This window comes from Lysinibacillus sp. NPDC098008 (genome assembly GCF_044760715.1).
Taxonomy (GTDB): Bacteria; Bacillota; Bacilli; order Bacillales_A; family Planococcaceae; genus Lysinibacillus.
Map to the genome: position 1 here is coordinate 106923 of NZ_JBIWBA010000007.1, position 13844 is coordinate 120766.

General features: G+C 41.7%; 13 protein-coding genes. 4 read left to right on the forward strand and 9 right to left on the reverse strand.

Translation table 11 applies throughout. The features are described 5' to 3' along the window. Positions 1-71 precede the first annotated feature (71 nt). The 3 genes from ACIQVU_RS09330 to ACIQVU_RS09340 form a co-directional block, all read right to left on the reverse strand. Complete coding sequence (locus ACIQVU_RS09330; RefSeq protein ID WP_340808565.1) at positions 72-1847, reverse strand: cation:proton antiporter; 1776 nt, start codon at positions 1845-1847, stop codon at positions 72-74. A gap of 197 nt (positions 1848-2044) precedes the next feature. After that, the gene (locus tag ACIQVU_RS09335) at positions 2045-3061 is read right to left on the reverse strand and encodes an inorganic phosphate transporter (protein WP_340805469.1); all 1017 of its coding nucleotides are present in this window, start codon (positions 3059-3061) and stop codon (positions 2045-2047) included. A 15-nt stretch (positions 3062-3076) separates the two neighbouring features. Beyond that, positions 3077-3697 carry a DUF47 domain-containing protein gene (locus ACIQVU_RS09340; protein ID WP_340805468.1) on the reverse strand — a complete coding sequence of 207 codons (621 nt, stop codon included), beginning with the start codon at positions 3695-3697 and terminating at the stop codon, positions 3077-3079. A 388-nt stretch (positions 3698-4085) separates the two neighbouring features. Between ACIQVU_RS09340 and ACIQVU_RS09345 the strand changes: the two genes are divergently transcribed. The 3 genes from ACIQVU_RS09345 to ACIQVU_RS09355 all read left to right on the forward strand — a co-directional run bounded on the left by ACIQVU_RS09345 (position 4086) and on the right by ACIQVU_RS09355 (position 7176). Further along, a complete protein-coding gene (locus tag ACIQVU_RS09345) occupies positions 4086-4850 on the forward strand; it encodes a sulfite exporter TauE/SafE family protein (protein ID WP_340805467.1) in 765 nt (254 codons plus the stop codon). A gap of 101 nt (positions 4851-4951) precedes the next feature. Then, entirely contained in the window at positions 4952-6343 is a 1392-nt protein-coding gene (nhaC, locus tag ACIQVU_RS09350) for a Na+/H+ antiporter NhaC (protein ID WP_340805466.1), read from the forward strand. A 77-nt stretch (positions 6344-6420) separates the two neighbouring features. After that, positions 6421-7176, forward strand: a complete 756-nt coding sequence (locus ACIQVU_RS09355) for a class I SAM-dependent methyltransferase (RefSeq protein ID WP_340805465.1) — start codon at positions 6421-6423, stop codon at positions 7174-7176. A gap of 33 nt (positions 7177-7209) precedes the next feature. On the opposite strand, the gene ACIQVU_RS09360 is transcribed toward ACIQVU_RS09355, so the two are convergent. Further along, positions 7210-7944, reverse strand: coding sequence for an urease accessory protein UreH domain-containing protein (locus ACIQVU_RS09360; RefSeq protein ID WP_340805464.1), 735 nt, complete (start codon positions 7942-7944; stop codon positions 7210-7212). Next, positions 7937-8791: a LysR family transcriptional regulator gene (locus ACIQVU_RS09365; protein WP_402895136.1), complete on the reverse strand. Its 855-nt coding sequence runs from the start codon at positions 8789-8791 to the stop codon at positions 7937-7939. The genes ACIQVU_RS09360 and ACIQVU_RS09365 overlap by 8 nt, the downstream gene beginning before the upstream one ends. Positions 8792-8902: 111 nt before the next feature. Between ACIQVU_RS09365 and ACIQVU_RS09370 the strand changes: the two genes are divergently transcribed. After that, on the forward strand, positions 8903-9670 hold the full coding sequence (locus tag ACIQVU_RS09370; RefSeq protein WP_340805462.1) for a sporulation protein: 768 nt from the start codon (positions 8903-8905) through the stop codon (positions 9668-9670). A 116-nt stretch (positions 9671-9786) separates the two neighbouring features. Here the strand turns inward: ACIQVU_RS09370 and ptsP are convergent, their stop codons facing one another. Genes ptsP through nagA form a run of 4 tightly spaced genes read right to left on the reverse strand, consistent with a single transcriptional unit; the run spans position 9787 to position 13650 of the window. After that, a complete protein-coding gene (ptsP, locus tag ACIQVU_RS09375; protein WP_402895139.1) occupies positions 9787-11502 on the reverse strand; it encodes a phosphoenolpyruvate--protein phosphotransferase in 1716 nt (571 codons plus the stop codon). After that, on the reverse strand, positions 11499-11765 hold the full coding sequence (locus ACIQVU_RS09380) for an HPr family phosphocarrier protein (protein ID WP_340805461.1): 267 nt from the start codon (positions 11763-11765) through the stop codon (positions 11499-11501). The genes ptsP and ACIQVU_RS09380 overlap by 4 nt, the downstream gene beginning before the upstream one ends. Positions 11766-11768: 3 nt before the next feature. Beyond that, positions 11769-12467: a glucosamine-6-phosphate deaminase gene (locus ACIQVU_RS09385; RefSeq protein ID WP_402895142.1), complete on the reverse strand. Its 699-nt coding sequence runs from the start codon at positions 12465-12467 to the stop codon at positions 11769-11771. 34 nt (positions 12468-12501) lie between these two features. Then, positions 12502-13650, reverse strand: a complete 1149-nt coding sequence (nagA, locus tag ACIQVU_RS09390; protein WP_402895145.1) for an N-acetylglucosamine-6-phosphate deacetylase — start codon at positions 13648-13650, stop codon at positions 12502-12504. Positions 13651-13844 lie beyond the last annotated feature (194 nt).

The window sequence follows — 13844 nt, forward strand, 5'->3', positions numbered from 1 at the left end:
TTTTTGCACTGGGCATTCCATTAAAAAAACAGCCACTCTAAACGGTCAATTCCCGACTAGAGTGGCTGATGTTAGCCAATTAAACTAATAATCGTATGTGGCTCATGCTTTATATCATCATATTTATTGACCATATCTAACACAATATCCCCATCCTGTGTAATTGCATAGACCATGACCGCTTGAGGATTTTGCGCTAAATAATCCTCCCACGTAAATACCTCTGTAATTTTCGTTTGACGTAGCTGTGCACCTTGCTCTATCAGCGCATTTAATTGATGAATATCATGCTCGGCATCTACTAATAATTGTCCACCATATTTCCGTGAATAGTTTTTAGGGTCTGTTGAATGCAGTGCCGTTTGATAAATATTCGGATGTCCTAGCTCTGGGGCAAACTCAGCACAAACAAGCACATTATAGGCATCCTGCTTTGTCGCCACAATTAGCTGGTCATAAGGCGTTAAATCTACATAAAACTCCGTATGCTCACTTAAAATATCACCTGCTTCTGTGGTAATGCCTTGCTGCCTAGCTGGTGATAAATCCTCCCATGAACGATCCATCATGAACACATCAATATCATTATTTTTAAGCGATACCGCTAATTGTGTTGTAAATGGTGAGGCTCCTACAATCATAATACCTGTACCAGAGGAGGCCTGTAAATTCAGCTTCTTTGCCAGCCAGCCAATACTAAAGCCATGAGCTACAACGGTTGCAAAGACAAGTGCCAATGTTAAAGCCGTCAACATCTGTGCACTTTGAAACCCTACCTCCTGCAGCGCTGTCGCAAAATACCCTGAAACCGTTAATGCCACAATCCCTCTTGGTGCAATCCAGCCGATCAATGCCCGCTCCTCCAGCGTTAAGCCTGTATTAATCGTAGCAATCCAAATAGAGAGTGGTCGCACAATAAACATCATCGCCAGCACAAATAATAGCATACGCCAATCTAAAAGCTGCCATAAAATATCAACAGTCAATGACGAGGTAAGCATAATAAACACACTGGAAATTAAAATGACAGAAATGTTTTCTTTAAAATGCAGCAACTCGTGGTGGCTCTTTAAATGCATATTCGCCATCACTAGCCCCATCACAGTCACCGCCAGCAGGCCTGTTTCATGCATAATCGCATCACTGATCGCAAACACCAGTAAGATCAGTGCCAGCAGTAAAGGCGACTTTAAAAACTCTGGAATCAAACTTCGCTCCAAGCATTGCCCCATGATAAAGCCTACAAGACCACCTAACAGAGCCGCTAAAAAAGCAGAAATAAAAAAGACAGTTAAGGAGGTTCCACCCTCTAGCTGATAAATACCTAGCACAACCTGATAAGCAAATAAAGCTAGCAAAGCCCCAAACGGATCAACAACAATGCCCTCCCATTTCAGAATCGTTGCTGGCCGCTCCTTTAGTTTTGCCTGTCTAAGCAAGGGTAAAATCACCGTTGGGCCTGTAACAATAAATAGCCCCCCAATAACAAATGATACAGGCCATGATAAGCCTGCAACAAAATGGGCAGCAATAGAGCCTGCTATCCACGCAATAGCCGCCCCTACTGTAGAAATGCGTAAAATCGATTTGCGAAACCCTCGTATTTCACGAAAATCAAGGCTCAAGCTTCCTTCAAATAAAATTACCGCTACCGCTAACGAAATAAGCGTTTGAAACATTGGTCCAAACGTTTCCTTCGGGGCTACTAGCCCTGTAAAAGGACCAATTACCAACCCTGCTATACTCATTACAACGATCGCTGGCATCCGAAAACGCCACGCAAGCCATTGGGAAAATAAGCCGATAAAAATAATAAACGGCAACTGAAACAATAAATTATCAAACATATGTATCACCTACTTATACTCCCTATTCCTGTTTTCCACTCAGCATAAACCTATTATGTACATTTTTCACTTTAATTATGATGTAGCCTCTACCAGCGGCTGCCCATTTGGGTTCCTATAGCATCCTATCCGTCATTTCCCTCTTTCTATCCGTCACAACCAAAAAAGAACGCACAGCTCCATGTGCGTTCCTTCTATTAGAAGAATAAACTTAAAATATAGTAAATCAATGCTGCCATAATAGCAGAGATTGGCATTGTGATAACCCATGTTGTAACGATTTTGCGGGCTGTTCCCCATTTTACACCTTTTACACGATGAGCTGTTCCTACACCCATAATGGATGAAGAAATAACATGTGTTGTGGATACAGGCAAATGGATTAATGTTGCCCCAAAAATAATCGAAGCGGAAGCTAAATCTGCGGCAACTCCATTTACAGGACGAATTTTCATAATCTTCCCGCCAACGGTTTTAATAATTTTATAGCCCCCAACAGATGTACCTAGCCCCATGGCAGCCGCTGCTGCAAAACGTACCCAAAACGGAATGTCCTCGCCTTGGTGTAAGCCACCTGCGATTAAAGCAAGGGTAATAATACCCATCGCTTTTTGTGCATCGTTTGTACCATGTGTAAAGGATTGTAAGGCAGCCGTTCCGATTTGCATTGTACGGAAGCCTTTATTTGTACGATATAAATTCATATCTTTAAAGATTGTTTTTAAGATTGTCATCATCACAAAGCCCGCCACAAAGGCAAGCAATGGTGAAAAAATAAGTGCTTGAATAATTTTAATAAACCCTTCATAGTTCAAAATACTAAAGCCTGCTGCGGCAATGGCTGCACCTGCGACAGAACCAATTAATGTATGGGAGGAACTCGATGGAATCCCAAAATACCACGTTAATAAATTCCATGTAATGGCTGATAATAAAGCGGCTAAAATAACAACAGAGCCAGTAATATCGCCATCATAGGCATTTAAGCTAAATGGGTCTACAATATCTTTTGTTAAGGCTTTGGCTACCCCAACGAATGTAATCGCACCGATGAAGTTCATCACCGCAGCCATATAAACAGCTGTACGGGGCTTTAACGCACGGGTTGATACAGAAGTGGCAATGGCATTTGCTGTATCGTGGAAGCCGTTAATAAAGTCAAATACAAGTGCGAATATAACGACTAGTATGGTGATTAATAAGATTGTATCCATTTCGTACACTCCATCTTACGCATTACGCATAATTATTGTTTCAATTGTGTTTGCGACTGTTTGACAGCTATCCGCAATATCCTCAAATTGCTCATAAATGTCCTTGAAAACAATTAGGCGCATTGGGTCTTTTTCTTGGATGAATAGCTGCTTCATAGAGGAACGGAAAATTTCATCGCATTCGCGCTCATTATCCTTAATTTGAATCGCATGCTTACGCATATCAACAAGCTTCTTATTATTTAAAAGCTCCATTGCTTGTACCATTTCATCCGTACTCTTCGCAATATACGTGAGGAATTGGCGCATTGGCTCTGTTACCTCTGTTAAGTTATACATATTGAAGTGTGCAATACAGCCTTCCATGCCATCAATCACATCATCTAGCTTATTCGCTAATGCTAAAATATCCTCACGTTCAATTGGTGTCATAAATGACTTATTGAGCATAACAATTAGCTCATGGATTAATTGATCACCGCTTGTTTCGTATTGCTTCATTGTATCTGCAATTTCCTTCAACGCATCTATATTTTCAATGCGAGCATTGTGGGCATAATAAATACCCTCGTTAACATTTTTAGCGATTTTTAATAATGATTGAAAAAATGGATCTTGCTTATTTGAGTTGAACATTCTGTTCGGTTCCTCCCGTTAAATAAAAATTGTCGATTGCTGCAATCAGCATAACAAAAGATTTACACAAATCTACAAAAAATTAAAGATAATTATGTTGAATTTACAAAACTGTAATATAAATTTCGTCACATTTATTTTTACACTGTTTTGCAAGTAGAAATCGTTGGAAACGAACTATTAAAAATCACTATTTTCTCTTTAAAAACAGCCGTTTTTCTGTTATTTTTACAAAAATACTTGAAAAAACTTTTTTCACTTTACGCAGGAAATGTTAAGGAATTGTAAACGACATTTACATAAAATAATGCCAATTCCATTGTTATTTTTTGTCTTTCGCAGTACGCTTATAGGAACAATTTGATCAAGAAAGATGTGAGCTCTACATATGGATATCGACTTACTATCACTTATTTTATTACTACTAATCAGTTTTATTGCATCCTTTTTAAATGCCATTGTTGGTGGGGGTGGACTCATTTCCTTGCCTGCATTGCTGGCTTTTGGTTTACCACCAAGCACAGCGATTGCTACGAATAAACTAGCCAATACAATTAGCAATGGGACAAGCATGCTCACCTTTTTGCGGGCTGGAAAAGTAGACTTCCAAAAAATCGGTAAAATTATTCCCTTTATTTTTCTAGGCTCCTTACTTGGAGCGTATATTGTTCACCTTGTATCTCCTGCTATTTTAAAGCCGCTTATGCTTGTTATGCTCGTTCTTGTCACAATTTATACAATATGGAACAAGGATTGGGGCCAGCAGCCGCAGCAACGCAAGCTTCATACAGCGAAAAAACTAGCCTATCTGGGTGCTTTTGCAGCAATCGGCTTTTATGATGGCTTTTTTGGACCAGGCACAGGCTCGTTTTTTATTTTTCTATTATTGATGATGGGGCATGATTTTTTGCAGGCGGCTGGCAATGCTAAAGCCTTTAACTTTACCTCAAATTTAGCGGCACTTTTCATGTTTTTATATTTAGGGGAAGTTAATTTTTTATATGGCTTTTCAATGGGCTTTGTGATGATTTTTGGAGCCATTTTAGGATCGAAATTTGCGCTAAAGGGCGGCACAAAAATGATGCGCCTTATTTTTATTACGATGACATGTCTGTTAATTGTTAAAAATGCATGGGACTATTTTTCGCATTGATGCTAGCCGTTTTCTGTCAATTGACAAAACTTATCTGTATGCTATAATACTTTTCGGCTTCAACGCATTGAAGCGAAGAAGTGTTTTATAGGAGGATTTATATGTTTCATATTGAAGCAAAAAGCAGCCCTCGCTTTCTAGAGGCAGCTTTTATCATTGTATTTATCATTGCCATTATGACTTTTAGTATTGGGTATTTGCAGGCAACACCTCATATTCCTATTTTTCTTATTATCACCTTATTACTTGTGTATGGTTTATTGAAAAAAGTGCCCTTTCGCGACCTTGAAGGAGGCATGATTGCGGGGGCAAGCGCTGGGCTTGGTGCTGTCTTTATTTTTTTCTTTATCGGTCTATTAATTTCAAGCTGGATTATGGGCGGCACGATTCCAACGCTTATTTATTATGGCTTTTTAACGATTTCACCAAGCTTTTTCTTTGCTATTGTCTTTTTGATTTGTAGCATTGTTGGTATCGCTGTTGGTAGCTCATTAACAACCGTAGCAACGGTGGGCGTAGCATTTATCGGCATTGCTGGTGCAATGGATTTATCGCTAGCCATCACTGCTGGGGCTATTGTATCTGGCGCTTTCTTTGGCGATAAAATGTCACCATTATCCGATACAACAAATCTTGCCTCAGGTACAGTTGGGGTGGACCTATTTGAGCATATTAAAAATATGGGCTGGACAACGATCCCTGCCTTTGTCATTTCCTTTGTGCTTTACGCCATTTTATCGCCAACAACTACTGCTACATCCTTTGCTACAGTGGAGCAATTAAAAGAAGGCTTGCTTGCAACGGGCATGATTCATTGGTATACATTATTGCCAATTATCGTTCTTGTTATCATGACCTTTTATAAAGCACCTGCTATTCTTACGCTTGCCGCTGTGTCGTTGCTTGGTGTCGGGCTTAGCACATTTATCAACCCGCTACCAGTTGCTGATATTTTTCATATTCTGTTTAATGGCTATGTATCACAAACGAATTATCCAGAAGTTGATGCCCTGCTAACACGTGGTGGAATGAGCAGTATGCTTGGCACGATTGCGCTTGTCCTACTCGCTTTAACAATGGGCGGACTATTGTTTACATTAGGCATTATTCAAAGTCTTTTAGCTAAGGTAGAAAGCTTATTTAAAAGTGCTGGCGCTGTCATTACAGGGGCAGCTATTACAGGCATTGGTGTGAATACATTAATTGGTGAGCAGTATTTAGCCATTTTATTAACAGGGCAAGCCTTTAAAGTGCCATTTGCGAAAGTTGGACTTGCACCCAAAAATCTTTCTCGTGTTATGGAGGATGCAGGTACGGTTGTTAATCCGCTTGTGCCTTGGAGCGTTTGCGGTATTTTTATCGCTAGTGTGCTTGGTATAGCGACATTAGCTTATTTACCATTTGCCTTCTTCTGCTTGCTTGGACCTATTTTAACGGTGCTCTTTGGCTGGAGCGGCAAAACATTAACAAAGCTAGCGCCTAATTCCAATTAAGCATCAAAAGCTGTTATTTTAAGCATTTCTGTTGTCCTTGTTTCTTTGCTATGCTCAAACAAAGGAGATGAAAGAGGATGACAACAATATGGAATGCACAATTATACGATTATAAGCATGACTTTGTTTCAAAATTTGGTGAAAGCTTAATTGATGTATTAGCCCCTCAAAATGGCGAAAGTATTTTAGATGTGGGCTGTGGTACAGGCGACTTAGCCTATGAAATTTCAACATATGGGGCTACCGTAATAGGAGTAGATGCCTCTGCTGAAATGATTGCTGCTGCACAGCACAAATACCCTGCCATTGCCTTCCAAGCAATGGATGCAACAGCTATGCCCTTTACGAATAGCTTTGATGCCGTGTTCTCAAATGCTGCCCTTCATTGGATAAAGCAGCCTGATTTAGCAATTCAGCATATTTATCAGGCATTAAAAGATGGTGGGCGCTTTATTGCCGAAATGGGTGGACAAGATAATATTGCTTCCATTGTTTGGGCTTTGCAAACAAGCATGGAGGCATTAGGCTTTCCTTACCATGAGCACTATTTCCCATGGTATTTTCCAAGTGTTGAGGGCTATCAATTAAAATTAGCAAACGCAGGTTTTAAGGTGGAGATGATTACACATTACCAACGCCCTACACCGCTTCAAGGGCATGATGGGCTACGCAACTGGCTCGTGATGTTTAGCCATAATATACTACAGCATCTATCGGAAACGGAAAAGGAGCAGGTTTATGCCAAATGCGACGAATTATTAAAGCCAACCCTCTTCCAGCAGGGTCAATGGATTGCGGACTACTGTCGTCTACGCTTTATTGCTTATAAATAGAAAAAAGGTTACTAGTGCAATCTAGTAGCCTTTTTATATATGCCAATATGTTATAGTGTCTATGATTCCGATTAACAGTAACAAGAGCCCTGCCACCAGTTGGATTACCTTCCCCATTTTTATACTTGCACGCAGCACCAGACGCCTTGCATCGAATAAATAGATAAGTAGCAGCATTACTAGTAACGGCATGGATGTAGCAATCCCAAAAATACTTGGCAAGATCAGCCCGTAGGAAGCACTTGCCACAAGCGGCATAAGCCAAGCAAAAAATAGCACAAACATTGTTGGGCAAAAGGCAATGGCAAAGCTAGCCCCCATTAAAAAGGAGCCTACCTTCCCCTCCTTTACAACAGGCGGAAGAAGCGCTGATAAACGCTGTAAAAACGTTAATTGAAATAAACCAAGCAACACCAGCCCTGTTAGTACCATAAGAGGCCCGATCGCTTTACGAAATAGCGGAAAATACAGTGTCATCCTTGCCTCAAATGACTGCCCAAATAGCCAAGCTAAAAGACCAAGCCCACTAAAAACAATGACTTTGCCGAGCATAAAGCATAAAATCTCCTGCCAATTGCCCTTCCTTTGCAATGTTCGATTGCCATAAAACATCATAGCACTAATATTTCCCGTAAGCTGACATGGAGCCAATGCCCCAAGCAAGCCCAGTAGCACCGCCATCACCAATGCCGAGTGCTGATAGTGCTGCAAAAACTGGGTAATAGGCTCACTTATCGATTGACTAATTGTTGCTATTATACTATACATAAACAGCCTCACACACCTCTAAAAATGCCTCAAAATCTGCAGAGGTATATTTCGTTAGCATATAGGTATTGGATTGAATATGGGCAAATTCCTTCACTGCATAGCGCTGCAAAAGGTGCTGCTGATAGTCTGCCTCCACCACACTTTTTGGCAAAAAAGCAATGCCTAGCCCATGCTTAACAAAATTTTTAATGACCTCTGTTTGATTAATATGCATCGTTTGATAGCTTGAAAATTGCTGAAGCACCTGCTGCACCTCCTGCCAATAAGGGGCATATTCATGGGTTAACAGTGTTTCCTGCTGCAAAAGCGTTAATGCATCCCGCTCTTTTTTGGCGATAGGCGCAATTAAATGGAGTGGCTCCTGTGCTAAAGTCACCGCCTGCAGCTCGCGTGTTGACGTTAATTTTGATAAGCCAATATCGACTGCACCTGTATAAACAGCCTCACCAATTTCATTGGATTTTAATAGCTCAATCACTACTTGAATCGTTGGCTGTCTGCGCTGAAATTCTTTCATAATAGCAGGTAATGTAGAATTAGCGATTTGTGGTGCAACGCCAATGGTAAGCTTCGCTGTATAGCCTTGCACAAAGGACTCCATATTTTGCAGCCCTTCATCTAAGGTTGTGAGCATAGTTTGTGCCTGCTGATAAAAATAAGCACCTGAGCGATTTAATAGCACTTGCTTGCCCTGCCGATCAAATAATGCTGTATGCAATGCCCGTTCTAAATGCTGGATATGCTTTGTTACGGTTGATTGGGTAATAAATCGTTTTTCAGCCGCTTCGCGAAAATTTTCAGTTTGAGCAGCAACGATAAAGGTACGTAGCCATTCTGTTTCCATTTATCTGCCTCTTTCGTTTTCCATCAGTATAACGAAAAATTTACTTTGCTTGAAACCTTTTTTCTAAATAAGCGTATGTATAGCTAATTAAATCTGTAGGAGGAATAAAAAATGTCTTTTTTTCATAAAGCATTAGCAAGTATTGGAATAGGTGCAGCAACAGTTGATACACGATTAGAAAAGGATACGTATCAGGCTGGAGAGGTTATGCGAGGAGAAATCATTGTGCGTGGCGGCCAAGTGGCACAGCAAGTCGATGCCATTTATTTATCAATCAATACAACCTATATTCGAGAATCCAATGACAACAAGCATACTGAAGTAGCCACTTTGCAAAAAGTAAAAGTAACAGAGCCCTTTACACTTTCGGCTGGTGAAGAAAAGGGCTTTCCGATTACGCTAACATTGCCATTTGAAACGCCGATTACCGCTGGCAAAACACAAGTGTGGATTCAAACAGGGCTCGATATTAAAAATGCCGTTGACCCTGGCGATAAGGACTATATCCGTGTCCTGCCAACAACGCTTGCAGGGCATATACTAGATGCTATTCGTGACCTAGGCTTTCGTTTACGTGAAGCCGAATGTGAACAAGCACCTGCACGCTTCCGTGGCTACTACCCATTTGTGCAAGAATTTGAATTTGTGCCAACAGGTCAATATAGACGGCATTTAGATGAGCTAGAAATTGTGTTCTTATCACAATCCAACCATTCAGCAGAAATTCTACTGCAAGTTGACCGTAAAGCAAAAGGCATTGGCGGCTTCTTTGCAGAGGCATTGGATATGGACGAAAGCCATGTCCGAACAACCATTACAATGCATGATCTACCTACTATTCAAGCCAAGCTTCAGCAAATAATTACAAAGTATAGTTAAGGTAGAGAAATACCCGCGGATGCTAGGCGTTTACCCGCGAGTGAGAGGTATTTACTCGCGAATACTAAGCCATTACCCGCGAGCACCATAAAAAAAGTAGTTGAAGCTTTCTTCAACTACTTTTTCACAACTTGCCTTACCTTTTCCATTACTTCTTCAGCCGTTGCTAGCTGTAATGCTTCTGCTGCTAAGGCTTGCATATCGGCTACAGTGAGCTGCTTTATGAATGCACGCGCCTTTAAAATTGAAGTGGCACTCATCGAAAACTCATCCAAACCTAAGCCAAGCAACAACGGCACGGCTAGCTCATCGCCTGCCATTTCTCCACACATCCCTACCCATTTATGCTCCTGATGTGCAGCTTTAATGACCATTTGCACTAAACGTAAAATAGCTGGGTTATACGGCTGATATAAATAGGATACCTTTTCATTCATCCGATCCGCAGCCATTGTATATTGAATTAAATCATTTGTACCAATTGAGAAAAAGTCTACTTCTTTTGCAAAAACATCCGCCATCACAGCCGTTGATGGAATTTCCACCATCATCCCAACCTCAAGCGTATCACTTACAGCAACACCTGCTGCGATAAGTTGCTCCTTTTCCTCTAGTAAAATAGCCCTCGCATCCCGAAACTCCTGAATTGTTGCAATCATTGGGAACATAATTTTTAAAGGCCCATAGACCGATGCACGGAGCAATGCGCGCAATTGTGTACGGAATAATTCCTGCTGCTCTAAGCATAAACGAATCGCTCGATGTCCAAGGAATGGATTGAGTTCCTCCTGCAATGGTAAATACGGTAAATGCTTATCGCCACCAATATCAAGTGTACGAATTACAACTGGCTTGCCCTTCATTCCTTCAAGAACCGTACGATAAGCTATCAGTTGCTCATCCTCTGATGGCAAATTTTCTCGTCCCATATATAAAAACTCTGTACGGTATAAGCCGATTCCCTCAGCACCATGACGCAGCACGCTTGCTAAATCATTTGGTGAGCCAATATTCGCTGCTAGCTCCACATGGACGCCATCCTTGGATACCGTTTCCTGATGAACAAAGGCTGACCATTCAGCTTGCTCAGTACGATAGCGCTGTGCTTTTTCCTGATAAAGAGCCACCGTTGCTGCATCTGGATTAATAAGCACTTCTCCTGCTAAGCCATCGACAATGACTAAATCACCAGCCTGAATCGCTGCTGTAGCCGATGCTGCTCCTACTACCGCTGGAATTTCTAGAGAGCGTGCCATAATCGCAGAATGCGAGGTACGACCACCAATTTCTGTAATAAAGCCTAGCACAAAGTCGCGATCCAATTGAGCTGTTTCAGAGGGCGTTAAATCATTGGCAACAATAATTACTTGCTCATTAATATTACTTGGATTTGGAATATGCACACCAAGTAAGTGGGCTAAAATACGATTGGAAACGTCCTTAATATCCGCCGCACGCTCACGCATATAGTCATTATCCATTCCCTCAAATAATGCAATAAACATAGAGGCAACCTCATGCAGTGCATACTCTGCATTCATCGCTTCCTCTGCAATTTTTTGCTGAATTGGCCCAATTAATTCTGGGTCATTCATAACGAATAAATGTGCCTCAAAAATAGCTGCTTCCTCTGACCCTAATTTTTTGAATGTTTGCTGCTGAATCGCTACTAGCTCTTGCTCTGCTTTGGCAAGGGCTGCCACCAAGCGTTGCTGTTCCGCCTCAATATTGTCAACAGTTGTTTTTGTAAAGCTTAAATCTGGTTGGACAAAACGATAGGCTTTGGCAATGGCAATGCCATCAGAAGCGGCAATACCAGTAAGCTTTGTCATTGTGCTAACCCCATTTCTGTGATAAGCGTTGTTAATGCCTCAAATGCCTGCTCCTCATCAGCGCCCTCTACATAAAGCGTAAACTGTGCATGTTGCTTAAGTGCCAGCCCCATTACACCTAAAATTGATTTTAAGTTCGCTGTTTTTTCCTCTGTACGCACCTCGATAGCCGCAGCAAATGGTGTTGCCTTTGCCACAAGCTGACTTGCTGGACGTGCATGAATGCCTAGTGGATCAATCACTGTAAATTGTTGTGTTTTCATTGTTTATACGCCTCTTTCCTGTAAATCTGTTAAAATTATTACGTTTGGATGCTTGGCTAGCACGGTTGCTGGTATCTCCTCGGTATAATCCGCTGCCAATACACGCTCTAAAGCCTCACGCTTTGCCTCACCCACAGCAATTAATAAAATACATTTTGCACGCATAATGGATTGAATGCCCATTGTCAATGCCTGTGTTGGCACTTCATCGATGGATTGGAAGAAGCGTGCATTAGCTTGACGCGTGGAGGCTTCCAATGTCACAAGATGTGTGACGGAATCAAAGGATGTGCCTGGCTCATTAAACCCAATATGCCCATTTTGACCAATGCCAAGCAGTTGAAAATCTACTGGATGCTGCTGTAATAAAGCCTCATAGCGAGCTGCCTCCTCTTGTGGATCAGCCGCTAAGCCATTCGGTAAATAGGAGGCTTGAAATGGCTTAGCGTGAAATAAATGCTTGTGCATGTAATAGGCATAGCTTTGCTGATGTGTTGCTGCTAGCCCAACATATTCATCTAAATTAAAGCTTATGCACTGTGAAAAATCGATCGCTGCTTTGCAAATATTGGCATACAGTGGCTCCATTGTGCCACCTGTTGCCAGCCCAAATGTTGTAGCACCATGCTGTTTGGCTTCTATGACAATAGCCGCTGCTCGTGTATATAGTGCTGCCTGTGAGGAAAATCGTTCAATTCTCACTAGCTCTCCCCCCCTCTAACAATAAATGCGCTGTTTAAATTGCGCTATACATAATGTGCCCAGCCTTAATGGTATGCTGCAAGCTACAATGCTGATCCATTATCACCGCATCCGCATCATAGCCCTCTACAAGCTGCCCCTTAGCTGCTAGCTGTAATTGCTGGGCAGCATTAAAGCTCGACATTTTCACAAGCTCCTCCCATGTACAATTTGTGACTTGCTGCATATTGCACACAGCCTGATTCATTGTCAAAATACTGCCAGCTAATGCACCATTGGCTAAATGCGCCCCTGTTGCTGTTACATGCACCACTTGACCACCTAAATCATAGTCACCATAGGGCATCCCTTTGGCACGCATACCATCCGTAATTAAAATAATGCCATCTGCACCCTTTAAACGATAGACCATCTCTACTGCCCCCTGATGTGCATGAATAAAGTCAACAATCAGCTCCGCTTTAAGTGCATCGAGCAGTAGTACACCCCCAACAACACCTGGATCACGATGATGGAATGGACGCATCTGATTGTATAAATGGGTTCCCTGTGTTGCACCTAATCGAACAGCTTCCTTCATTTGCTCAAATGTTGCATCCGCATGACCAATCGACACAACCACACCACTTGCCGCAATAGCTTGCACCGCTGCCATACCATTTGGCTCCTCAGGCGCTATAGTAATTTGCTTAATTTTTTGCCCGCTTAGCGCCTGCCACTTCTGAAATACTTCCATATCTGGTTGCACCATATACTCAAGAGGCTGTGCACCTGCACGCTTCTTCGATACAAAGGGTCCTTCAATATGAATACCAAGCAGCTCCGCCTCATCTGGCTGTGATTGAAACTGTGCAATCACAGCCAGGGCACGCTCAATCCTGTCATAGCTTTGTGTGATCGTTGTGGCTAAAAAGCTTGTTGTGCCCTCTTTTAACAATGATTGTGCCATCAGGTGCAGCCCCTTATCAGAGGCATCCATTGTATCCATTTGAGCAGAGCCATGAATATGCATATCAATAAAACCTGGCAATAAAAATTTTCCTGAGCCATCTAGCTGTTGTGTAGTATGTGCGTCAATATGCTGTGCAATTTGTGCAATTTTGCCATCCTTCATCCATACATCCATTTGCTCAGCACGATGAGTTGCATTGACGACTGTGATATTTCGAATTAATAAACTCAAGAAAAACCTCTCCTCTTCTTGAACAACTTACTTTTTCACTGACACAATATTTGTCGAGCCTGCTCGTTGATAGCCTGCTTTTTCAAGGATAATGTCCTGTTATTATGAAGCAAAAGAAAGAGTATCGGAGGATCCCGTTACCTCTGATGTAATCGATATTTTTCACGCAAGCCGTCAGAACTATGGAACACGTA

Bases quoted from the DNA above. Each gene is read 5' to 3' on its own strand.
- ACIQVU_RS09370 (WP_340805462.1), top strand. From the start codon at position 8,903: ATGTCTTTTTTTCATAAAGCATTAGCAAGTATTGGAATAGGTGCAGCA.
- ACIQVU_RS09335 (WP_340805469.1), bottom strand. From the start codon at position 3,061: ATGGATACAATCTTATTAATCACCATACTAGTCGTTATATTCGCACTT.
- ACIQVU_RS09340 (WP_340805468.1), bottom strand. From the start codon at position 3,697: ATGTTCAACTCAAATAAGCAAGATCCATTTTTTCAATCATTATTAAAA.
- ptsP (WP_402895139.1), bottom strand. From the start codon at position 11,502: ATGACAAAGCTTACTGGTATTGCCGCTTCTGATGGCATTGCCATTGCC.
- nhaC (WP_340805466.1), top strand. From the start codon at position 4,952: ATGTTTCATATTGAAGCAAAAAGCAGCCCTCGCTTTCTAGAGGCAGCT.
- ACIQVU_RS09330 (WP_340808565.1), bottom strand. From the start codon at position 1,847: ATGTTTGATAATTTATTGTTTCAGTTGCCGTTTATTATTTTTATCGGC.
- ACIQVU_RS09380 (WP_340805461.1), bottom strand. From the start codon at position 11,765: ATGAAAACACAACAATTTACAGTGATTGATCCACTAGGCATTCATGCA.
- ACIQVU_RS09345 (WP_340805467.1), top strand. From the start codon at position 4,086: ATGGATATCGACTTACTATCACTTATTTTATTACTACTAATCAGTTTT.
- ACIQVU_RS09355 (WP_340805465.1), top strand. From the start codon at position 6,421: ATGACAACAATATGGAATGCACAATTATACGATTATAAGCATGACTTT.
- ACIQVU_RS09360 (WP_340805464.1), bottom strand. From the start codon at position 7,944: ATGTATAGTATAATAGCAACAATTAGTCAATCGATAAGTGAGCCTATT.
- ACIQVU_RS09365 (WP_402895136.1), bottom strand. From the start codon at position 8,791: ATGGAAACAGAATGGCTACGTACCTTTATCGTTGCTGCTCAAACTGAA.